The organism is Dolichospermum sp. LEGE 00246, assembly GCF_015207865.1.
In the GTDB taxonomy this organism is placed as follows: Bacteria; Cyanobacteriota; Cyanobacteriia; order Cyanobacteriales; family Nostocaceae; genus Dolichospermum; species Dolichospermum heterosporum.
Genome location: NZ_JADEWA010000011.1, coordinates 1 through 23,320, shown reverse-complemented (window position 1 = coordinate 23,320; position 23,320 = coordinate 1). Strand labels below are relative to the sequence as shown.

The following is a 23,320-nucleotide window of genomic DNA, read 5'->3' as shown; positions in this document are numbered from 1 at the left end:
ATGGGTAATGGGTAATGGGTAATTAGTGAAATTATTATCTGTTCCCTATTCCCTATTAGTTACTAACTACCATAAAGTTTTAATAAAAACTTGTTAAGGGAAGAATTTTGTAGTACCAATGTTCTAGGGACATTTATTATTTACTTCCCAAAAAAATTATGGAACGTCTCACAGAACCCCAAAAAGAACTATACGAATGGTTGGTAGAATATATCAGGTTGAATCAACATTCTCCATCAATTCGCCAAATGATGGAAGGGATGAATTTGAAATCTCCCGCACCCATTCAAAGTCGGTTAGAACATTTACGCAATAAGGGCTATATTGGCTGGAATGAAGGCAGGGCAAGAACTTTGCGGATAGTTCATCCTGTTAAACAAGGTATACCAATTTTAGGAACTATTGCCGCTGGTGGTTTAATTGAACCGTTCACTGATGCGGTGGAACATTTAGATTTGGCTAATTTATCATTACCTCCTCAAAGCTATGCCTTAAGAGTCGCGGGGGATAGTATGATTGAGGATTTAATAGCAGATGGTGATGTCGTATTTTTGCGCCCTGTAGCCGAACCAAATCAATTAAAAAATGGAACTATCGTCGCGGCGAGGGTGGAAGGACATGGAACAACTTTAAAACGATTTTATCGCCATGATGATCTTGTCACCCTTAAACCTGCAAATCGTAATTATCACCCGATAGAAGTATCAGCAATGCAAGTAGAGGTACAAGGTTCTTTGGTGGGTATTTGGCGTAATTACAACTAAGAGGATGTCATTTGTCAGGTTGTAGGGGTAAAATGCAATGCTCATTGGTGTCAACTTAACTCAAAACCCATAGCAAACGGATAAGCCATTTCTAACTTACAGCAAATTGTCATCAAACCCGGAACAAGAACCCCACCCCCAACTCCCTCATCGCTTGCGATGAGGGGGCTAGGATGCACCTTATATGATTGGAAATCGCTGTAAGTTGACACCAATGAGCAGTGCTAAACCCTACCGATAATCACCAATTTGCAAATTTATGTACCTAACGGGAAATGCAGTACCGAAATTGCCTACTTTTAAACTCAAGTTACCTTATGCGGGTGAGAAAAAAGGCAGTTATCAAATTAATAAATCATTACCGGGATGTCCAAAAATGCCTTTATCTCTGCAATTGCGGGGATATCAACGCCAGGCGGTGACTAGCTGGTTTGCTAATCATGGTAGGGGGACATTAAAAATGGCTACTGGTAGTGGTAAGACTATTACTGCATTAGCGATCGCTTGCGAATTGTACCAGCAAATTGGTTTACAAGTCTTGTTAGTGGTGTGTCCCTATCGTCATCTTGTTACCCAATGGGGCAGAGAATGTGAGAAATTTAACTTACAGCCGATTTTAGCATTTGATAATTTACGCAGTTGGCAAAGTCAGCTTTCTACACAAATCTATAATCTGTGTTCTGGTTCTCAAGATTTCGTCACGGTAATTACCACTAACTCGACTTTAATTAGTGATGGTTTTCAAACCCAACTTAAATATTTTCCCCCAAAAACATTAATTATTGGTGATGAAGCTCATAATTTAGGCGCACCAAAGTTAGAAGAAAGTTTACCCCGAAAAGTGGGGTTACGTTTAGGTTTATCAGCCACACCAGAAAGATATTTTGATGATGATGGTACAGAATCTTTATTAGATTATTTTGGGAATATTCTTCAACCTGAATTTAGCTTACAGGATGCAATTTCTCAAGGTGCATTAGTTCATTATATCTATAATCCGGTGTTGGTAGAATTGACGGAAACTGAGAGTATCGCTTATTTAAAATTAACCAAAAAAATTGGGCGTTCTCTCCTTTATCGAGATCGAGATATGGGGGAAGCGGGAGATTTTGAAGACAACGAAGATATCAAATCATTATTAATGCAAAGGGCGCGATTAATTGGCACAGCGGAAAATAAATTAATCGCCTTAAAAGAATTAATGTCAACTCGTCGAGAAACTACTCACACACTATTTTATTGTAGTGATGGTTCTCAAGAAATCGGACAACGTTATTCTCTGCGTCAACTCAAAGCAGTTTCTCAACTTTTGGGAGGAGAATTAGGTTATAAAGTCAGTACCTACACAGCAAATACTTCTTTGGAAGAAAGAGAAACTTTACGCCGGCAATTTGAAAGTGGAGAATTACAGGGTTTAGTCGCAATTCGCTGTTTAGATGAAGGTGTGGATATTCCCGCTATTCAAACCGCAGTGATTTTATCAAGTTCAGGAAATCCCCGCCAATTTATCCAACGTCGAGGACGGGTTTTGCGTCCTCACCCCGGCAAAGAACGGGCAACGATTTTTGATATGATTGTGTTACCGCCAGATTTGGATAGAGAAACTATTGAAGTGGAACGAAATTTATTAAAGAAAGAATTACGGCGGTTTGTGGAATTTGCAGATTTAGCTGATAATGCTGGGGAAGCGAGGATGAAGTTATTGGCTTTGCAAAAACGATATGGTTTATTGGATATTTAATTGACTTTATGGACTCAAAAAAGTAAGGTCTACTTTTCCCAAACTAGCCAAGTATAAATTATCAATTGACAATTGATAGCTAACTGTGCAAATTAATTGAAGATTTTAAATGTTGGGTTTCCTTGCGTCAACCCAACCTGCACAAAGCAAAGTGTGTTATTTCATAAAATGTCAGGGTCAATATTCAATTCTCTGAGTTTGGCAGCTAAACGTTCTGCACGTTGAGCCTGTTGTTCTGCACGTTGAGCCTGTTGTTCTGCGAGTTTAGTTGCTTCTTGTGCGAGTTGTGTTTGTTGTTCTGCGAGTTGTGTTTGTTGTTCTGCACGTTGAGCTTGTTGTTCTGCGAGTTGGGACTGTTGTTCTGCGAGTTTGGTTGCTTCTTCTGTCAGTTGGGCTTGTTGTTCTGCACGTTGGGTTGCTTCTTCTGTGAGTTGGGCTTGTTGTTCTGCACGTTGGGTTGCTTGTACCCCATATTCTTCTGGTGTTAGCATTAACTGTCCTTCTGGCAGAAAATAACGCAATTTACCGTCATGGACACCCAAATATAAATTTAGCTGCTGACTCCATAATAAACCTTGAGGATTAGGTTCTATGGGTTGATATGTTCCACCAAACAAGATAAAACCAGCAAATTCTAAATTTTGCGGATTAAACCAGAAATATTCAGGTGTGCGGAAAATATCTTGATAAATTTGTTTTTTTAACCCTTTATCAGTGGAAACAGTGGAGGGAGAAAGCAATTCTATAATTAAGTTAGGATATTTACCATCTTCCTCCCAGACTACCCAATTATTGCGATCGCGGTCTTCTGTATCTAGCACTAGAAAAAAATCTGGACCACGAAAATCTTTGGTTTTAATTTGCCGAGGACTGTAATAAATAGTCATGTTCCCAGCAACAAAATAGTCATTAATTTTATTTATATCTCGCCACCACCAATTGAGACATTGGATTAGTAGTAGCATTTGTTGTAGATGTAAAGATGATTCCAAAGGGGGTTCGTCACTTTCTAGATTACTTGGTGGAAATATTACATCCAAACCGGGTTCAATATTTTGGGTGACGGTCATAGCTGCAAGTTAGTGGAGGATCTATTTTCATGGTAACAGATCCAGGAATCTAAGATTCTCTACCCACTCTGCATCTGAGCCATCTGTGGAGAAATTAATTTCTTTTGTTGCTTCTGTAGTTTGTTTTATTGTTAAATTAAATCAGCACGAGGTTTAAAGGTTTCTATTTCTCGCAATTTTTCATAAAGTTCCCGTTCTTGGGGAGTAATATTTTTGGGAGTTACTATCTGAATTTCTACCAGTTGATCACCTCGTTGACCGCTTTCACCAGGGTAGCCTTTATTACCAAGACGGAATCTTTGCCCAGACCTGACACCAGGGGGAATGGTCATTTTCACTGGACCATCAAGGGTAGGTGCTTCAACTTGTCCGCCCAATGTTGCTTCACTGGGAGTTACGGGGACTTGACAGAAAATGTTAGCCCCTTCCAGCTTAAACAAAGGATGAGGATCAACGGTAATTTTTAAGTATAAATCACCACCACTAATTCCTTGATTTCGTAAGCGGATGGTTTGTCCTGTCACCATAGCCGGGGGCATAGTCACTTCGAGCGATCGCCCGTCCTCTAACCTTATTCTCTCATTCCCACCTTGATAAGCTTTTTCCAATGGTAAAGTTAATCTGGCTTCGATATCCCTGCGAGTGCTACGGGGTGGAGTATTGACAGTGTATGCCACTTTAGTTCTAGGAGTGCGAAAGGGGTCGCTAGTGGTGGTGCTTCCCGGACTATTCTTAGGATCTTTACGGTTGCTGACACCAATCACTTGATTGACAAAACTTTCAAAATCGTTGAATTGGCTGGGGTCTACATCCTGACTAGAACGACCATTAGCGCGGCTATCCCAACCTTTAGGCTTGGGAGTTTGTTTATTGCCAGCAAAGCCGTTTTGTTGCCAATAGCGGCTAAATTGGTCATATTGCGATCGCCTGCTAGAATCGGAAAGGATTTCATAAGCCTCCCCAATGGTTTTAAATTTCTCCTCAGCTTCCTTATTCCCCGGATTCAGATCAGGGTGATATTGTCTAGCTAAACGCCGATAAACCTTTTTAATTTCTTCGCTTGTGGCATCTTTAGAAACTCCTAAAATCTCGTAATAATCCCGAAAATTTTGCAAATTTTGCATAATCTGTTATTTAAATGTTTGGTGTCAGTTGTTCAGTTGTCAGTTGTCAGTTGTGCTTCTACTTATCACTGACACTGCAAATATTGAAAGTTAGATTTTAGACTGAAGATAGTTAATCCAAAATCCAAAATCCAAAATCTAAAATTATCTTAGAGCCAATCATCGTCATCATCCCAGTTATCCTGGTAGCTGGGGCGTTTGCTGCGAGTGGGACGACTTTCATAATTGGGAGAACGCCCTGGGTTGCCATAATCTCTGTTAACACCTCGGTTAGATGAATCTCGTTGGCGATAGTTATCTCTGTAAACATCCCGTTCCGGTTCTCTTTCTTTTTCACCCACGAAGATTTCCCGGATAGCGCCAAATAAATCCTCATCTTCATCCTCAGCATAATACTGACGGACTTCTCTATTCAGTTCATACAGAGCATCTTGTAAATCAGCATAAGCCTGATCAATCCCCCGATCTTCGTCAGCTTGTAAACTTTCTCGCAAATTCCGGCAAATATTATCAATGCGTTGACGACGGTTACGGGCAAATTGCATTCCCATTTCCAAAGCCACTTCTCGCAGTTGCCGTTCTGCTTGTAATATTAACGCTTCGGCACGGGTACGTTTTTCAACTCGCTCTTTCCGTTCTCTGTCAACATTAGCATATTTTTGAGCATCCTGAATCATCCGGTTAACTTCTGACTCACTCAAAGTAGAAGCTCCTTGAATAGTAATGCTTTGTTCCCGGCCAGTGGTACGATCTAGGGCTGTTACCTGCAAAATCCCATTAGCATCAATATCAAAGGATACTTGAACTTGAGGAATACCTCTTGGTGCTGGGGGAATACCATAGAGTTTAAACCGTCCCAAGGACTTGTTATCTGTAGCCATGTCCCTTTCACCCTGCACTACATTAATTTCTACACTGTTTTGGTTATTTTCAGAAGTAGAAAAAATATCAGAACGACGGACTGGGATGGTTGTATTCCGGGGGATGAGTTTTTTCATTACACCACCGATGGTTTCTAAGCCCATAGATAGGGGTGTGACATCTAAGAGGAGAACATCTTTAAGTTCACCAGCCAGAATACTGCCCTGAATAGCTGCACCCACAGCGACGACTTCATCAGGATTGACGTTTTCATTAGGTTCAATGCCAATTAAGTCTTGCACTAGCTGTTTCACCATAGGCATTCTCGTAGAACCACCAACGAGGACAACTTCTTCAATATCTACAGGAGAAAGCCCGGCATCTTTTAACGCCCGTTTGACTGGTGTTCTGATTCTACTCAATAAGTCTACACATAAACCTTCAAATTGCGATCGCGTCAGGCGAGTTTCCAGGTGTTTTGGACCATCCTCTGTGGCGGTAATGAAGGGTAAATTAATATCGGTGACACTCACGGCAGAAAGCTCTATTTTAGCCTTTTCTGCGGCTTCCATTAACCTTTGCAAAGCTTGGCGATCGCGTCTTAAGTCTACACCCTCTGCTTCTAAAAACTGTTCCGCCAACCAATCAACTACTTTTCTGTCAAAATCATTGCCACCAAGTTGAGTATCTCCACTAGTAGCTTTAACCTCAAATACGCCGTCACCTACTTCCAGCAAGGACACATCAAAAGTTCCCCCACCTAAATCAAACACGAGAATAGTTTCTGTGTAACCTCGATCTAATCCGTAAGCCAAAGATGCTGCTGTGGGTTCATTGAGAATCCGTAACACATCCAAACCGGCAATTCTGCCCGCGTCACGGGTAGCTTGGCGTTGGGAATCATTAAAATAAGCCGGAACAGTAATGACAGCCCCGGTAACAGGTTCACCCAAATAACGACTAGCATCATCAGCTAATTTTTTCAGCACCATAGCTGAAATTTCTTCTGGAGAAAATTCCTTATTCAGCCGAGGACAGGCAACTTTAATATTGCCAACTTCATCTTTACGGATAGTGTAAGGTACGCGCTTAGAATCTGGGTTTAATTCGCCATACTTGCGCCCAATGAAGCGTTTCACAGCAAAAAACGTATTTTGGGGATTGAGGACGGTTTGCCGCCTAGCCATTTGTCCTACAACCCTTTCACCCTCTTTACTAAAGCCAACTACGGAGGGGGTTGTTCGCATTCCTTCTGCATTGGCAATCACCACCGGCTTGCCACCCTCCATGACGGCGACTACTGAGTTGGTTGTCCCCAAGTCGATGCCAACTACCTTGCCCATGCGTTACTCGTCTCCTGTTGCGTGTTTTATAAATTTATTATGATATGATAAGACTGCTTTCAGCTTGGCGCTAAATCAGGTCAACAATCCAATAATATAATAGTCATCATTATTAAATCAGGAATTAGAGGCATTTTAGCAACAGCAGTGCTACTTGCTAAACTAGAATAGCATTTCAAGAGAGGGAACAGGGAACAGGGAACAGGGAACAGGAAATAGACGAAAAATTTACTAATCACTAATCTCTCATTAATAAGTTGAATTTAAAGCAGCGGTTAGAAAACCATCTTCAGGAAGTAGCGAGAGAACGTGATCCCTATATGGCAACTGCGGGTCATTTCTTTGTTCAAGGATACATTCGCCGGCAGTTGGCACAATGGGGAAGTGTGGAAATCCACACCTTTGAAGTTAGAGGTAAAAGCTGCAAAAACTTGATTTTAAATTTACCGGCTTCAGCCAAAAACCAAAAGGCAGATTTACCACCTATTTTAATTGGCGCTCACTATGATGGTGTACCTGGTACAGTAGCAGCGGATGATAATGCGACAGGGGTGGCAGTTTTATTAGAATTTGCCAGAAGTTTCGCCCAAAAACCCGCGAGATATCCTTTGCGGTTGGTGGCTTTTGACATGGAAGAATATGGTTTATTAGGTAGTGCTAATTATGCAGCTTTGTTACGCGAACAAAAGCAAGCTCTTCGCTTGATGATATCGTTGGAAATGTTGGGATATCGAGATTCTACTCCTGGTTCTCAAAAATACCCATTTCCTTTAGAGTTATTTTACCCAAATCGTGGTGATTTTATAGCTTTAATTGGCAATTTAAAGACTTTGGGTGATTTAATTAGTTTAAGTAAAAGTATTCACAAAGTTGGTATACCTAGTCAATGGCTACCAGCACCAAATCGTGGTTTATTAGTTCCCCAAACTCGCTTAAGTGATCATGCACCTTTTTGGGATCAAGGTTATCCGGCAATCATGGTGACGGATACGGCGTTTATGCGAAATCCCCATTATCACAAACCTAGTGATACTATTGCTACTTTGGATTTAGATTTTCTCACGGGTGTATGTGAGGGTTTGGAACAGGGAATTAGGGGGGTTTTAAATTAATATTCTTGTCTGAATCAGGATATCCAGGATTAAAGGATTAACAGGATTAAAACTTCGTTCGGCAATAAGAGATTCCTACGGAGTGCTTCGCGATCGCTATTTCACACAACCACAAAACTTCTATCTTTGTTTTTCAGAAACTCGGCAAATCCCTCTTGATCTTTTAAAGACCAAAGCATATGAGCAAGATGAATAATTCGGACATCACCTTTGTTGGCAAAAAAATCCTGTCTACGACCAAATGTTGTGCATTCCTTAGCCCAAAAGTCACCTCCAAGAGTGTTTACTATCACTGATTGAGCCAGAGCAAGCTCTAAGCCTGAAGATAAATCTATCCCAATTTTTCTTAAATCTTCAATCTGTTCATGAAAGATTTCAGGACACAAATTATGTATTCTAGGTGTTCTTGGTTGCATAACGACTGGTAATAGTTGAGATCACTTAGCAATGCAGTTAGCGGTTGAATTGAGTGGCAAACAATCACCTACAACTCAAAACTAAAATATCACAATATTGTCCGCTCCAATGTTTTGTTATGCCCTGATCGCTTCTCAATTATTAACTTTTGCGAAGCGCGACCTAGTAATCGCCTTAACAATCATCTTCTCAAGATTACGATTATACTATCCGAAGGTCAGCGTCGCTATCGGCTCTTATCTTAATGGATATAGTAACTAATGCTATAACTACTATATATCCCATTCTCACATCACTAAAGATATGGAAGAACTTTTGACATTAAGGGAATTACTACTTAAAGGTGATATGACTGGAGCTTTGGCAATTGTTGACGAATTAGAAGAAATGAGCAGAGACGATAAAATCAACAACATTCGTAGCTATGCAGTAATTCTGCTTATGCATCTAATCAAGCAAAAAGCAGAAAATCGCACTACGAAATCGTGGGAGCTATCAATTCGCAACTCTATACGCGGTATCCAAACCAAAAACCAGCGACGTAAAGCTGGCGGAACATACCTCAATACCGATGAATTAAGCCTAGCAATTTCTGAAGCTTATACAGAAGCAGTTGATCGCGCCTCCTTAGAGGTTGAAGAAGGACGCTATGAACCCCATGAGTTAGCCAAACTAGTCAACCGTCAAGAGATATGCGATCGCGCCATGATTTTAATCTCTACAAATCTAGAAATTTAAACTGGGTGTTAAGGATTCTAATGGGAGCTTAGGCGATTCAGAAGGTCAGCGTAGCGATCGCCAATACTGACAATAATACATACCATATATTTAAACAGCGGCAATAAATTCTTCTACTGTTAACCCAGCAGTTCGTATCAGTCCACGTAAAGTCCCTTTTGCCACCTCATGATGATCAGGAACAGACAAAGTTACCATTTCACCTTCTTTGACCAAAATGATATGACTTGCACTTTGGCGTGCAAATCGCCAGCCCAGCTTTTCAACAGGTACGAACTACTTCTTGTCCACTCAGAACAGGTAATTTTGATGCCATAACTATACTAAGACTTCTACTTGTTTAGTTTCAATAGTCAATGGCAACCCCATTTCTGCCCTCACTTGTAAGCAAGCAGAAATTGCATCTTGAATATTCTCTAAAGCCTCTTCTTTTGTTGCTCCCTGACTAATGCAACCAGGAATACTAGGACATTCAATAATCCAGACACCATCTTCATCTCGATCAATCGTGACATTGAATTTCATACTAAGTTGTAGTTAAGTAATACCTGTATTTTAGCTTTGAAAATTTCGATTATTAGTCTTAATGGAAGATTACAGCAGATTCTCGAAAAAAGTCAATTGCGATCGCTTTAACTAATAGACATCTCCCGTAAAGATTGTAGAGACGTTCCATGGAACGTCTCTACAGTGACTTGAGGTCACGCATATTTAATTTTTGGAGATGTCTAATAATTATAGGTGATACCTGCTGAGTAACAAACAGATAAGCTGTTACGCAGCTAAATTTGATAACCATAATTTACTTGAACTTTGTAGTGCGGGCATCTTGCCCGCTAGAATTATACAAACTAAATGCACAACAGCTTACCACTCTCATAACCTTTCTCTTTCTCAGTCGTGGTTTATTTCACAAACTACCATAAACGGGAATGACTGCACCACGGACATCCTTGGCTGCTTCTGAGGCTAAAAAGCAGATAACTTGGGCGATAGATTCGGGTTTTACCCATTTATCAGCGTTTTCTGTACCCATAGCGGCTCTATTACTGGGAGTATCAATGATACTGGGGAGAATGGTATTAGCAGTAATATTAGTATTTTTGGTTTCATGAGCGATCGCTTTTGTTAAGGCTATTACCCCAGCTTTCGCCGCAGAATAAGCTGCTAACTGTGCAGCAGGTTCAGCACCAGCGCGAGAACCTACAGTCACAATCCGTCCATAGCCATTTTCCAGCATACTTGCAAGGCTATATTTACAAGTCAAAAAAGTTGTATTTAAGTTTAAATCTATTTGCTGTTTCCAATCATCAAAACTGTATTTGTGAGTTTTTCCCATAGAAAAACCACCAACCAAATGAATTAACACATCCACTTTTGTCATGCGGCTGACCAGTTTCTCTACTGATGCTTCATCTTCCAAATTAGCAGGAATAAAATGAATTCTCGCAAAATCCGCCGGGGAAATAATTCCTTTGAGCCGTTCTACATCTTTAGGATTACGATAAGGAATAGTTACATCTGCACCTTGGGCGATAACTGCGGGTGTGACACCTAAACCGAGTCCCCCTGTGCCACCTGTAAGTAAAACTTGTTTGCCTTTCATTATTAAAGATGCACTCCTTGGATATTCTTTATTCGGCGTTGCTGAATTGAGGTATGAAATTCCCAAATTGAACCTTTAAAACTCAAACCTCAGTGCGTCTACTCTTCGAGATCACGAAGCGTGATTGCGCCTTTGCGTGAGACTAAAATTCATACCCTTAATCAGCAACGCCCTTTATTCAAGATAGCGTGGATTTTCCAGAATCAATTTCATGATTTTGTTTCGCGCAATCTCTCTTAGATATCCCGCAGATGTAGGCACAAAGGGGCAAAAGAAGAAACACACAGTGCTGTCATAGAGACGTGGGATTTGGCATCTCTAATTAGGGCTTGCTACACAAACAAAGTCCGCACTTCGACAAGCTCAGTGACCGCCTGCGCGGACTAAGGAAAAATCAAGAATTGAAACCCACGCAGGTGGGTTTTGCCTGTGTAGACGCGGTTTCTAACCGCCCGTTTAACGTTAACTTGACACCTATAATCACTGCTAAAGCCCTACCTTCACAGACAACTTTTTCAGCAAACCTTAATTAGACATCTCCGATAATTAAATGTGCGTGACTTTAAACCCTTGTAGAGACGTTCCATGGAACGTCTCTACAATATTTTTCGGAGATGTCTATTGAAGACAGTAACTAAGTAGGTTGGCGTTGAAAATTGTCGTTATGGCAAGGCAAAAGGCAATCATGCAAGAGTGAAGAGGGTTTAGGCGATTTTACTTTTCTTTACACAGATTGGTTTTATTGTGTTCACCTACTTATGTTAAAGGTTCAAATAAGAGGTTGCAGATGTTGTACTAATTGTGGTGCTTGCACAACACCTTCAATTCTATCTACAGGCTGTCCTTGTTTAAATAGTACCAAGGTTGGTAAAGCCTCAATGCCGTATCGGCTGGCTAATTCTGTATACTTTTCTGTATCAATCTTGACAATCCGCAAACGGTCTTTCAATTGACTGTTGACTTGTTCTAAAATTGGCACCATCATTTGACAAGGACCACACCAGTCAGCATAAAAGTCTACCAATACGGGTACATCTGAACCAGATAGCATTTCTTCAAAGCTGTTGAATTCTTTTTTAATGGTCATAACACACCAGTTTTTAATTAATTGTTTGTTTTAATGTTAGTTCTTAGAATCTGTAATTTGTATATGTTTATATTTTTTATAGATCCCCAACTTCTCTAAGAAGTCGGGAATCTGGGTATTAATCTCTTACATTGTCAAAGACTGAGGATTGGTTTCAATCAATTTTGCTAAGTCTTGCAAGAATCCGGCGGCATCAGCACCATAAATGATGCGATGATCACAGGTAACAGTTACTTGCATTTGTTGACGGACACCAAATAAGCCGTCGGCTGTGGCTACTACCTGAGGACGTGATGCACCAATGGCTAAGATAGAACCTTGTCCAGGCGGTAAAATGGCATCAAAGGTATCTACACCAAACATTCCCAAGTTGGAGAGGGTGAAAGTACCGCTGTTGTATTCTGCTGGTTGTAGCTGTTTGGCTCTAGCGCGTTCTACTAAGGATTTCCAGTTGCGAGATAAAGAGTAGATGTCAACTGTATCTGCATTTTGCAAAACGGGTGTTATTAAACCACCATCATCCATGGCTACGGCGACGGAAACGTTAATATTAGGATGATTGACAATTCCTTGGTCTGAGTAGCTGGCATTGAGGATGGGGTGCTTTTGCAATGTCACGGCTACAGCTTTGGCTAGTAGCGCGGTCATTGTTACGCCTTTAGACTTAATTTGTTTGTAAAGTTTATCAAGTCCATCGGTGCTAATTGTGTAACTAACACGGAATACAGGTACGGATAGACTGGCTACCATACCCCGAACTACGGCATTTTGTAAGGTAGTGAATGGTACTATTTGACCGGGAACAGCACTACTAACTACTGGTGCTACTATTGGTGCTACTATTGGTGCTACTATTGGTGCTGCTACTGGGGCGGCTACAGACACAGGTGCTGGGGCGGCTACTGGTACTGGTAGTGGGGCGGTAGTGACAACAGGGGTAGTAATTGGCTGAACTTTACCAACTGCAACTTCTACATCCTCAGCGACAATGCGACCGTAGGGACCGCTACCTGTGAGGGTATTTAAATCTACTTTGAGTTCTTTGGCTAGTTTACGGGCGCGGGGTGAAACTACGACTCTGCCCGGTTGATGGTTAGAACCATTTTGAGATGCGGTGACAGGGGAGGCAACTGCGGCAACTGCAACTGGTGTGGGAGCAGGTGTCGAGGAGGCAGCAGCGCCATCTGCATTGGCTAGGGACTTGGCTGTGGCTATTTCTGCTTCTGTTTCGGCAATGTAAGCGATCGCTGCGCCGACTGGTGCGGTTTCACCGGCAGGAACAATAATATGGGCGAGATATCCTTCATAGAAGGTTTCTACATCCATATCAGCTTTATCTGATTCGACAACCACCACCGTTTCGCCTTTCTCTACTTTATCTCCCGGCGACTTGACCCAGGAGACAATTTTGCCTTCGGTCATGGTGGAACTCAGCGCCGGCATAAATACTTCGTTAATGCTCATGATATGGTGGTTTCAGAATCAATAATATATGGACTTCAATCTACGAATTTTAACAGTTTTGTGATCAAGTGGGTGATTTTTTGGAAAAATCAGATTAATGAGAACTATCTGTTTTTTTGCCCAAAACACAACCGCCTACTTTATTGTCAGCGGTTTTGGGGAATTGAATGAATTTTTGTAAGAAGACAGTTCTTCCTTATCGGTTTCATGATAACAAATCCAAAATCATTTGTCAACCCCCTAATACTCTATTTTGGCGTTTGTATGGGAGTAAATCTTTTTGTCTAAGTAGGTGAACACAATAAAACCAAACTGTGTAAAGAAACGTAAAATCTCCCAAACTCCCAAACTCCCAAACTCCCAAACTCTCTTGCCTCTTGCCTCTTGCCATAACGACAATTTTCAACGCCAACCTACTTAGTTTTTCAACTTCGGGAAATTACCCTGCCAATAAGATAATAAAGTCTGCCAAACAGCCTCCAACTCAGCATCACTACCATCAGCTTTGGACAAGGAGAGTTGCCCCCAGACACAGCGTTTGTCACGGAGAGTCTGTTTACCGTTGAAGAGATTCAACCATTGAGAGGGATTAAGGTAAGGACGATAAAAATAGGCAATGAATTGACTCACTGTCGCTGTACTTTTTCCCATGGAATTAATGCAGGCTGTCAAATAGTTTTTTCCTCCAGAGGAGAACTGTAAATGATAACCTTTAGGGTTAATCTTTTCCAGAGGCTCTATCAGCTTAGGTAAATCTGGCAAAAAAGCCAACGAATTGTAGTAATATTGAATATTGCCTAAACTAGAACTAGAGGGGATGTAGTAAAAATTGACAGTTAAATCCTGTCCGGTTTTTCGGTAATGATAAATTTGTCCTGATAGGATATCATCCCTGCTTCCTGCTTCCATCTGATCGGCTTCCATATCCCTAGTCTGTTGTGGGAGATTTTGCTCCTTTTGCGGTATAGAAACAGGTTCACTAGAGGTTAATTGCCAACCGGGGAGAGGTATTTGCTGGGGAAAACTATAGGTAGCAATTTGACCTAACTTCGCGCCGTAATAAAACCAAAAATTAAATAAAATGATGATTAAACTAATACCTATGATTAGATTTGCATAGGACACTGGCTGGGATTTGCGAGAGGTGACCTTTGACGGTGATAATGGAATTTGATTATCGGGTGATAGTAACAAAATTATGGTTCCAAAGGATAGGAACGACAGTAGAGCAAAGATATTACCACCTTCATGTCCATGCCAATAATGAAATGCAGGTTTATCTGTCACCACCAATGCCATAATTATTAATCGGCCAATGGAAAAAACCCCACTAATAAGGAATGAAAGGATAAAAGGCAAATAAATATTTTTCAGTAAAAAGGGAAAAAGAATGACTAGCGTGATGGAAACTCTTAATAGCATGAGCAGGAGTGATATCCCAGTACATCCATCATATATATCAATCGCGCCACCATTAACATAAACTATAGTCCCCTGATTCACGGAATCAAATCCCAAGTACCATAAAACAAAAGAGGTTATTTTCGCGGAAATAAGTGTGACAGAAACCCGACTCGACAATACCGACAATAATCGAATAAAGATAAAGACGAAAGTGGGAAAGATGAAAATAATTGCTAATTCTTTCTGGAATTGTTTAATTCCTGGAAATCCTGATGCTAATAAGGCTAAACCAGTAGCACTTATCAGGACAATAAAATACCAGGAAACCCAGATTGCTTCAACTAAAAAACCCGCCTTGATGTAAGGAATAATAACTAGGCAAAAACCAATGAAATTAGCAGGAAACTTGCTGACAAAAGCAATGTGATTGCGTTTATCGTAAATGTTAAATAAAATACCTATATATAGCAATAGCAGGTATGACCAGTTTTGAACATCTTTGTCAAATATCGAGTAGAGTGTTAAGTTAATTGCAGAAATCAACCCAAAGATGAATAGGAGTAGGAAAGTATGATCAAGTTTAACTTTCCTGAATCTTCCCATTTTACGTTTAATTGCTAACATTATCTGTAACATTCTAAAAAGCCTGGCCTATTTTGAACCAAACAAATACAAAGGTAAAACCAAGAATAAAGAGAGCAATAATTGTTCTATAACTATTTTTCCATCTATTCCTATGTTGCTGTCGCTTAGTTTGGTCTGCCGCTTCGGAAATTCTTCTTTTGGCAATGAGTAAGTTTTGTGTAATTGCATTTTTGATCTGAGGATCTGGTAAATTCAATTCCTTTGGACTCAGGTTGATATTCTTACCAAAAAGCTTGAGTTGTTTTGTACTAACCCCAGAATTTAGACTCTTCTCGATTTGGCTTATTTGTTCAATATTGCTCTTTTGCTGTTCGATGATCTGATTATTTACTGATTTTAATAAACGTCCTGTATTTACAAAAACCAGGGGAATTGACAGGAAAAATGCGACTCCCATCAATAGGATTATCCAGCGAATAATTTTTTGAAAAATAATTTCTGGAAAGCGGATGTCATATTGATTTTCACTAAAATAACGAGTAAAAATAAACCCCAAACCAATCAAAAAAACCCAACTGTGTTCAGTGAATGCTCTAATGGAATTAAGTTGACTTTCAAAGTTTTGCAGTTGAAACTGGGAAGCAACATAGATAAAGTCTATGAATGACATAATCACAAGAGCATAACCGATGATTGGTAATAGACCAGTCAGATCACTACTCTTAAATGAGATTCCTATTAATTTAACCCGACGGAAAAATTTGATAAAATTCCTGACTAAAGAGAAAAAGAAGAAATTAATGCTTTTTCTAATGTTCTTCATGTTCATGATGTTTGTTTACGGTATATAGCGGTATGCACTTGAGTGAAATAGAGTCAGTAAATTATAAATTTTGTAGTAGCGTAGGTGATACGCCCTAAATTGTATTAGAAATTAAAGATAACCGTTATAGCGGTATCGGTAGGCTGATGTAACTTTGTTGAAAAATAGTCGAAAACTTGATAGTAAGATAGGACTTATGCACTGTACAAACTTACGATCATATTAATGAACGAAATTGCGTCGTTTTCGGCTTTGGGAATAACTTATTGAGTAGGGTGTGGTTCGGCAAGCTCACCAACCACGTCAGATAGAGGAAATCTGCTTTTTACCAAATTATTGGGTCTGACGCACTTATTGAGTAGGGTGCGTCAGATAGAGGAAATCTGTTTTTTACCAAATTATTGGGTCTGACGCACCCTACAAGAGATAAAATCTACATTACATATTTAGAAACCTTTGTCAATGCGTAAGCCCTATAAGATTAATTAGCAGGAACAAAGCCAAACTATCTAATTGATTATAAATTGGGTAGTGTGTCAAAAATTTCGGTTTTTAGCTATTATTAGTAATATTTATCTTTTAGAGATTCAATATAGTCATTTATTTATCAAACAAGCGATCGCTTCCCCTGCTTCAAGAAATATCCCCGACTTCTCCAAGAAGTCGAGGATTAAGTTGTTTAGATATCTCCGCGAATTTCTTCAACAATGCCATCACGCAGGACAACTTCTACCTGCATTTTACTAATCAAGTTATCACCTGGTTCGATGCGGAAAAAGCTTTCCATTTGAAATTGGTTGACTTCTTGATCTAATTCCAACAATTGTACTTGCTGGAGGTTTTGCAGCATTTGGTTTTTCTGCTCTAGGAGTTCACTTTTCTTTTGATTGACTTGCAGTTGAATATTGTCAATTTGTTGGAGTGTTTGGGGTCCTGGTGGTTGAACACTTTGCTTTTGAATGGCACTAATTGCTCTTTGTCCTTCAACGTCTAGTTGTTGTAGTTGTTGGTCAACTTGATTAATCTGAGCTTGGAGTTGCTGTTGTACTTCCTCTTTCCAGAGACTAGTAACTATGGCTTTGACATTAATTGGGCGTTTTAAAAGCAATTGAGGGTTGGAGACATCCATAAAATTTGTACGTTCACTCTTAAATAGTTTGTAGTGTGGAGAGGAGTCAGTAGGGGGTTCCCCGCCCAAGATTTAGGGGGAAATTAGGAAATTATTTAGCAAACATCTTGTCAATAATATCGCAATATCGTTCCATGACAACGTGACGACGGATTTTCAGAGTTTGTGTCATGAGTCCATTTTCAATTGAGAATTGTTCCTCAATGAGTTTAAATGCTCCAATACGATCATCGGCTCGATAGCTGGGACGGTTTTGGACTTCCCGATTTAATTCTTGACGAAACAAATCCTGGACTATTCTACTCTCTAAGTCAATCTTTTCGGTATGATTTTGAGATTGGTTCCATGCGGCTAATGCTTCTAGGTTAGGAACAATCAGAGCGCCAATGCTACGTTGATCTTGTCCTACTAACATAATTTGGTCAATATAGGGCGATCGCAAACAAGCATCTTCTATAGGCTGTGGTTCAATATTTTCCCCGTTGGTTAAAACAATGGTGTCTTTTGCTCTACCTGTTAATACTAGGTCATTTTCAGGTGTCACCCACCCTAAATCACCACTGTCAAACCAACCTTCTGCATCTATAGCTTTGTTTGTAGCTTCGGGATTTTGATAATATCCCTGCATGATTTGTGGACCTTTGAGCAGCACTAAACCCCGTTCTCCGACTGGTAGAGGTTGCCGAGTCTCAGGATTGACAATTTTTACTTCCGTACCCGGAATTGGTTGCCCCGAAGAACCCCGTAAATTTCGCCAAGGACGACGAGCATTAGTTACTGGTGAGGTTTCTGTCAAACCATAACCTTGTAAAATTTCCACACCAACAATTTCAAAAAAGTTATCTATATATGCAGGTAGCGCCCCACCACCACTAATAACGTGCTTAATTTTTCCACCTGTGGCTTCTCGCACTTTGGCATAAACTAATTTTTCGCCTAGTATATGGAGTGGCAACAAGACTAATTCTGCTATTTTAGCTTGGGAACGTTCAACAAGTGAGGTGTGAATGTGATTTAAGCTCAATCCCTGGGAAATACGCCGCGCTTCAACATATTTCTGGCTCATATCCAGTAAAAATTTGACCAAACTTTGTTTTTTAGCTGGTTGTTCGCGGAATTGTTTTTGCACTCCTTCATAAATTGATTCCCATAAACGAGGAACAGCAATCATATAATTGGGTTTGAATTTCTTCAAATCATTTTTGACAGACCGCAAATTAGTGTAAATTTGGGTACAGCCTTGAGAAAGTAGAAAATACTCACCACTGCGTTCATAACTATGCCATGTGGGCAAAATACTCAGGACAATATCTCCTTTTTCCGGTTGTACTACTGCCCTTAAACTTTTAACTTGGTGCAGTAAATTTTTGTGAGATAGCATCACACCCTTGGGTTTTCCCGTAGTTCCAGAGGTATAAATTAGGGTCGCTAATGTTTCACCAGTGTGCTTAGTTGCTACTATGGTGTTATTGCTACCAATTTCTAATAACCGGGTAAAGTTCACCACTGGGAAATTAAATTCTGTGGGTGGTGTTTCATCAGAAAGCAGAACTACGAGTTTAATCGGTAATTCATCGAGTCCTGACCCTAATTTATTGAGAGTTTTGATATCCTCAACTACCAAGGCTGTACTACCACTGTGGGAAATAATATAAAGTAGTTCTTCTGGGTCTGCTTGGGCGCTACGGACTGCATTTACCGCTCCAGCAGTCATAATACCTTGATCGGCAATAAACCAGCGAGGACTATTATCAGCAATCAGGGAAATCCGTTCACCATAGGGAAGAGTTTCGCTATGGTGGGTATTGATACCTAGCGCTTGCAAACCAGCCGCAAATAGTTGAATTTGCTCTGACAACTGACCATAGGTAATTTTTACTTCTGGTTTAGAGTGAGGATTATGTAGAGCAATAATATTATCAAATTTCTTTGCCGCTAGAGTCCAAATTTCTGGTAATAACTCAACATTTGTGTAATCTACGGAACTCTGTAATGCTAGACTTTCTTGTGCAGAAATGTTATTGAAGAAAGAAGTTGCAGATTGTTTTTTTGTCATAAATGCTACTGTTAAATTCAATTAGAGACTTCCAATTCAAATAATATCCCAAAATTTCTTGTGGTGCGGGCATCTTACCTGCTAATAATACAAGGATGTGCAAGATGCCCGTCCCACAAGATTGGATTATCTTTTTTGTGGGGTTCTCTTAATAACGCTATTTAATATTTAGTTTACACATTAATTGATAACAATTACTGAATTATTACCTTTCCATCTATAAAAATCTATGCTAAACTGATTTTATATAAACTAAATACTATGGTTAGGTCTTACTACATTTCCATATATTTTAAGACTAACCAAACTGTTCCTATGTAATTTCGTCGGGGAGTAATTCCCTATAGATTTGATGGATGTATTATTTCTCACTGTCATCAATGCGGGGGCTTGTTTAGCTTTACCCAAGCTGCTGTCTATAATTTTGGCTCGTAAACCTCAAGAATCTCAACCATTTTCTATTGTATCTGATTGCCAACCCGCCAAAATGGGAATAACTAGTTTTCCCTACTGTACAGCCTACGCATTAACTGGTAGTCAATTTTGTAAATTTAGCCCGCGTTTTTGTAATCAATGTTCTCCTAATTAAGGAGAGTGTTAGCGCGTATTCCCTGTATTCCCTGCATTTGGGCGTATTCCCTGTATTTCCTGCACTTGGGCGCAGGCCCTGCGCCCCTACTGGATTTCTATTTAAAAATTCAAAGTTGCAAAATAAAGATGTTTCGATCATCAGTAGTTATAAAAAGGAGTTATTTATGAATTTAATAGATGGTATATTTTTAACACTATTAAATGCGGCTATTTGTTTGGTTTTACCTAAGCTGCTATCTTTGGCTTTATCGGCTAAAAACTAAAAGTCAATATCATCTTTAGGAGATTTCTGTTTTTCCCGTCGCCATTTTGCTCTAACTAAACGAATTTCATCAAAACTGTAGCTTTCACCTAAATTTTCCCGAATAGGCGTGAGTGAAATATCACCAACAACTTCTAAGACATTCCATATTTTCTTTTGGCGTTCTAGGGGGACTAATTTACTTAAGTCTAAAGATTGTTTTTTCTCAATTAAATCTGAGAGATGACGGATAATTGTCGTGGGGCGAATATTGCGTTTTTGGGCGATTTCTTCAATACTCAATCCTTGGTTATATAACTCTAATGTAGTTAATTCTGTGCCAGATGGTGAGTGAGAATAAGGTGATGAACTAACTCGATTAATAGTTTTTTCTGGCAAACCTTGTTGTTGGCAATAAGTCTGAATTTCTGCTAAGAACCTTTCGCCATACTGAGATAATTTATGGCTACCAACGCCGGAGAGATTGCCAAATTCATCTAAGGTTTTGGGTTGGCTTTGTGCCATTAATTTTAAGGTAGAATCATGGAAGATAACGTAGGGTGGCACGGCTTGTTCGTCTGCGAGTTGTTTACGAAGCGATCGCAATTTTTGCATGAGAACTTCCACATCTGCGGATTTGCCACTTCCCTCTTCCCAAGTCATCTTTTTGACTGTAGGAACAGCAATGGAAACTGTGCGTTGTTTTCGCATGACTTCCCAGCTTAAAGCATTTAGTTTTAAAACTGAATAACCATCAGCCGTTTGTTCTATTAATCCTTGATGTAATAAGGATCTACATAACATTCGCCATTCATCTACTGTTTTATCTTTGCCAATTCCATAGGTAGAAAGTTGATCATGTTTATTAACAATAATTCTCTGATTTTTTCCACCTCGCAAAACATCAATAATATGCAGCATTCCAAATCTTTCTTTACACCTAGCCACACAAGATAAAAATTTCATGGCTTCAATTGTCCAATCTTGGACAGGTTTGGGATAAAGACAATTATCACAATTTCCGCAATTTCCGGGAAATCTTTCCCCAAAATAACTTAATTGAATTGTGCGTCTACAATCTGTCCCTTCCGCATAATCAATTACCTGTCTTAGTTGCTGTTTAGCTATTAATTGTTCTTGAGGATCGGTTTTTTGATTAATACTCCATTCTATAGTTTTAATATCACCATAATTGAAAAATAATGTACATTTAGAAGGTTCATCATCTCTACCGGCTCGCCCTGATTCTTGATAGTAACTCTCTAGATTTCGGGGTAAATCGGAATGCACCACAAACCGCACATCAGGTTTATTAATGCCCATACCAAAGGCAACGGTGGCTACCATTACTCGCACATCATCCCGAATAAACCGAGTTTGATTTTTTGATCTTTCATCATCACTTAAACCAGCATGATAAGGCAAAACAGAAATCTTATCATTTTGGAGTTTTAAAGTTATTTCATCAACTTTTTTGCGAGTTAAACAATAAATAATTCCTGAACCTTCATTTTCTCTAACTATTTCTAATAATTCGGCGTAAGCGCGGTTACTCTTAGCCCGGACTTCATAATAAAGATTTTGGCGGTTAAAACTAGCAATATGAATACTTGGTTGTTTTAATCCTAATTGTTCAATAATATCAGCCCTGACTCTATCTGTAGCGGTAGCGGTGAGGGCAACTGTAGGCACATCAGGATAACGTTTGCGGAGTAATCTTAATTGCCGATATTCTGGGCGGAAATCATGTCCCCATTCTGAGACACAATGGGCTTCATCAATGGCAAAGGTGGAAATCCCCACTTTTTCCTTAACTACGTCTAAAAGGGGGAGAAATCGGTCACTAATAAGGCGTTCTGGGGCGACATAAAGCAATTTTATTTTACCATTCATGATCGCTTCTTCACGGGAGCGAACTTTATAGGCGTTGAGACTACTATTGAGAAATGTGGCAGAAATGTTATTAGTTCGCAGTGCTTCTACTTGATCTTGCATTAAAGCTATCAAGGGTGAGACTACCACTGTTAAACCGGGTTTTAAAAGTGCCGGTAATTGAAAGCACAGAGATTTACCCCCACCTGTGGGCATGATTACCATTAAATCACGATTTTGTAAGGCATCTTCGATAATTTGCCGTTGTCCAGGGCGAAATTGATCATAACCAAAATGATGTTTTAAAGATTTTTCTAGGTCTGGGTACTGAAGCATGGTAGATGGCTGTTGCGTGTCTGAGTCGTGATGAATATATTAGAATTTTAACGCACGTTGGGGAATTGGTAGAGGGATAGTAGTTATAATTATAGACACAAGATGGAGGGAAATTGTCTGAGAGGGTAGCGTGGTATAGTCATATCAGGATTTGAGGATGAACAGAGGATGAGAGTTTTATCACCAATTACTAATTATAGGAAATAACTATGACGCAAGAATTAATGGAGTTAAGACAAACTATATTAGAAGGGCGTTATGATGATGCCTTGGAAATTCTTGATGATTTGGAGGAGATAAGCAAACAGGGAACTTTGCGAAAAATAGAAGCTTTTTTAGTGAGGTTGGTTATTCATCTGATTAAAAATCAAATTGAACAGCGTTTAACTAATTCTTGGATTGCTTCTATTTCTGATTCTGTGATTCAAATTGCCAAGTTGAATATTAAAGATAATCAAAAATCCTATTATATTAAATCTGATGAATGGGGTGAATATTTAGCAGAAGCTGTAGAAATGGCAATTCGTCCAGCTAGTGCGGAGATTTTTGGCGGTACGTTAAAACCGAGTCAGGTTTCTCAAAGATTACAAGAAAAAGAATTAATTGATTTTGCTGAAAATCTTTTGTTGTTAACTTATGAATATCAACCTAAAGAGTTAGCAAAGATGATTGATAATTATTTATCACAATTACCAGGAGGTGAAGATTGGTTTGAGTAGTTTGGGCAAAACTAAGTTGGTTGAAGATAATGAAGTAATGAATGACCAACTTGGCGTAGATATATGCTTTTGTTGTCTTCGTGATGATAAGATATTAGATGAACAAACCACGAAGGAGCGAAGGTAGCGAAGGAAGAAGAGTTTTAGGGAGTTTTTGCGTTAGTTCTGGTAGATTGTGTTTGTTGGATATTTTTTGTCATAAACTAGGTAAGCTAGTTTTAATAATTACCCAGGTTT

The 23,320-nt window shown here is 39.5% G+C and carries 20 protein-coding genes; 6 read left to right on the top strand and 14 right to left on the bottom strand.

The genetic code is table 11. The features are described from left to right. Positions 1–158: 158 nt before the first annotated feature. Together lexA and IQ228_RS01615 are read left to right on the top strand one after the other, a co-directional pair. Positions 159–764: a transcriptional repressor LexA gene (gene lexA, locus IQ228_RS01620; protein ID WP_027403745.1), complete on the top strand. Its 606-nt coding sequence runs from the start codon at positions 159–161 to the stop codon at positions 762–764. 259 nt (positions 765–1,023) lie between these two features. Further along, positions 1,024–2,505: a DNA phosphorothioation system restriction enzyme gene (locus IQ228_RS01615; protein ID WP_027403746.1), complete on the top strand. Its 1,482-nt coding sequence runs from the start codon at positions 1,024–1,026 to the stop codon at positions 2,503–2,505. 161 nt (positions 2,506–2,666) lie between these two features. On the opposite strand, the gene IQ228_RS01610 is transcribed toward IQ228_RS01615, so the two are convergent. The 3 genes from IQ228_RS01610 to dnaK all read right to left on the bottom strand — a co-directional run bounded on the left by IQ228_RS01610 (position 2,667) and on the right by dnaK (position 6,903). Further along, on the bottom strand, positions 2,667–3,575 hold the full coding sequence (locus tag IQ228_RS01610; RefSeq protein ID WP_193962014.1) for a Uma2 family endonuclease: 909 nt from the start codon (positions 3,573–3,575) through the stop codon (positions 2,667–2,669). Between the two features lie 131 nt (positions 3,576–3,706). After that, positions 3,707–4,699 (bottom strand): DnaJ C-terminal domain-containing protein, encoded by a 993-nt coding sequence (locus IQ228_RS01605; RefSeq protein WP_027403748.1) that lies wholly within the window; start codon positions 4,697–4,699, stop codon positions 3,707–3,709. Positions 4,700–4,848: 149 nt separating this feature from the next. After that, complete coding sequence (gene dnaK / locus IQ228_RS01600) at positions 4,849–6,903, bottom strand: molecular chaperone DnaK (protein WP_027403749.1); 2,055 nt, start codon at positions 6,901–6,903, stop codon at positions 4,849–4,851. A gap of 257 nt (positions 6,904–7,160) precedes the next feature. On the opposite strand from dnaK, the gene IQ228_RS01595 reads away from it, so the two are divergent. Beyond that, entirely contained in the window at positions 7,161–8,015 is an 855-nt protein-coding gene (locus IQ228_RS01595; RefSeq protein WP_193962013.1) for a M28 family peptidase, read from the top strand. A gap of 101 nt (positions 8,016–8,116) precedes the next feature. Here the strand turns inward: IQ228_RS01595 and IQ228_RS01590 are convergent, their stop codons facing one another. Continuing rightward, entirely contained in the window at positions 8,117–8,431 is a 315-nt protein-coding gene (locus IQ228_RS01590; RefSeq protein WP_193962012.1) for a hypothetical protein, read from the bottom strand. A 304-nt stretch (positions 8,432–8,735) separates the two neighbouring features. Between IQ228_RS01590 and IQ228_RS01585 the strand changes: the two genes are divergently transcribed. After that, a complete protein-coding gene (locus tag IQ228_RS01585; protein ID WP_027403751.1) occupies positions 8,736–9,170 on the top strand; it encodes a DUF29 family protein in 435 nt (144 codons plus the stop codon). 90 nt (positions 9,171–9,260) lie between these two features. Here IQ228_RS01585 and IQ228_RS01580 read toward each other — a convergent pair whose 3' ends face one another. The 9 genes from IQ228_RS01580 to IQ228_RS01540 form a co-directional block, all read right to left on the bottom strand. After that, on the bottom strand, positions 9,261–9,386 hold the full coding sequence (locus IQ228_RS01580) for a type II toxin-antitoxin system HicA family toxin (protein ID WP_236630619.1): 126 nt from the start codon (positions 9,384–9,386) through the stop codon (positions 9,261–9,263). A gap of 102 nt (positions 9,387–9,488) precedes the next feature. Then, positions 9,489–9,695 carry a type II toxin-antitoxin system HicB family antitoxin gene (locus tag IQ228_RS01575; RefSeq protein ID WP_027403752.1) on the bottom strand — a complete coding sequence of 69 codons (207 nt, stop codon included), beginning with the start codon at positions 9,693–9,695 and terminating at the stop codon, positions 9,489–9,491. Positions 9,696–10,080: 385 nt separating this feature from the next. After that, positions 10,081–10,776 (bottom strand): 3-oxoacyl-ACP reductase FabG, encoded by a 696-nt coding sequence (fabG, locus tag IQ228_RS01570; protein WP_027403753.1) that lies wholly within the window; start codon positions 10,774–10,776, stop codon positions 10,081–10,083. 769 nt (positions 10,777–11,545) lie between these two features. After that, positions 11,546–11,863 carry a thioredoxin gene (gene trxA, locus IQ228_RS01565; protein WP_193962011.1) on the bottom strand — a complete coding sequence of 106 codons (318 nt, stop codon included), beginning with the start codon at positions 11,861–11,863 and terminating at the stop codon, positions 11,546–11,548. A gap of 126 nt (positions 11,864–11,989) precedes the next feature. Beyond that, entirely contained in the window at positions 11,990–13,327 is a 1,338-nt protein-coding gene (locus tag IQ228_RS01560) for a dihydrolipoamide acetyltransferase family protein (protein ID WP_193962010.1), read from the bottom strand. A gap of 417 nt (positions 13,328–13,744) precedes the next feature. Continuing rightward, positions 13,745–15,355: an archaeosortase/exosortase family protein gene (locus IQ228_RS01555; protein ID WP_193962009.1), complete on the bottom strand. Its 1,611-nt coding sequence runs from the start codon at positions 15,353–15,355 to the stop codon at positions 13,745–13,747. A gap of 13 nt (positions 15,356–15,368) precedes the next feature. Then, positions 15,369–16,145, bottom strand: coding sequence for an HpsJ family protein (locus IQ228_RS01550; RefSeq protein ID WP_193962008.1), 777 nt, complete (start codon positions 16,143–16,145; stop codon positions 15,369–15,371). A gap of 673 nt (positions 16,146–16,818) precedes the next feature. Continuing rightward, positions 16,819–17,268: a YlqD family protein gene (locus IQ228_RS01545; protein WP_027403758.1), complete on the bottom strand. Its 450-nt coding sequence runs from the start codon at positions 17,266–17,268 to the stop codon at positions 16,819–16,821. A 91-nt stretch (positions 17,269–17,359) separates the two neighbouring features. Further along, positions 17,360–19,324: a long-chain fatty acid--CoA ligase gene (locus IQ228_RS01540; protein WP_027403759.1), complete on the bottom strand. Its 1,965-nt coding sequence runs from the start codon at positions 19,322–19,324 to the stop codon at positions 17,360–17,362. A 352-nt stretch (positions 19,325–19,676) separates the two neighbouring features. Between IQ228_RS01540 and IQ228_RS01535 the strand changes: the two genes are divergently transcribed. Then, positions 19,677–19,913, top strand: coding sequence for a hypothetical protein (locus tag IQ228_RS01535; protein ID WP_193962007.1), 237 nt, complete (start codon positions 19,677–19,679; stop codon positions 19,911–19,913). Positions 19,914–20,174: 261 nt separating this feature from the next. Here IQ228_RS01535 and recQ read toward each other — a convergent pair whose 3' ends face one another. After that, a complete protein-coding gene (gene recQ, locus IQ228_RS01530) occupies positions 20,175–22,364 on the bottom strand; it encodes a DNA helicase RecQ (RefSeq protein ID WP_193962006.1) in 2,190 nt (729 codons plus the stop codon). A 209-nt stretch (positions 22,365–22,573) separates the two neighbouring features. On the opposite strand from recQ, the gene IQ228_RS01525 reads away from it, so the two are divergent. Continuing rightward, the gene (locus IQ228_RS01525) at positions 22,574–23,083 is read left to right on the top strand and encodes a DUF29 family protein (RefSeq protein ID WP_027403762.1); all 510 of its coding nucleotides are present in this window, start codon (positions 22,574–22,576) and stop codon (positions 23,081–23,083) included. The last annotated feature ends 237 nt before the right edge of the window (positions 23,084–23,320 follow it).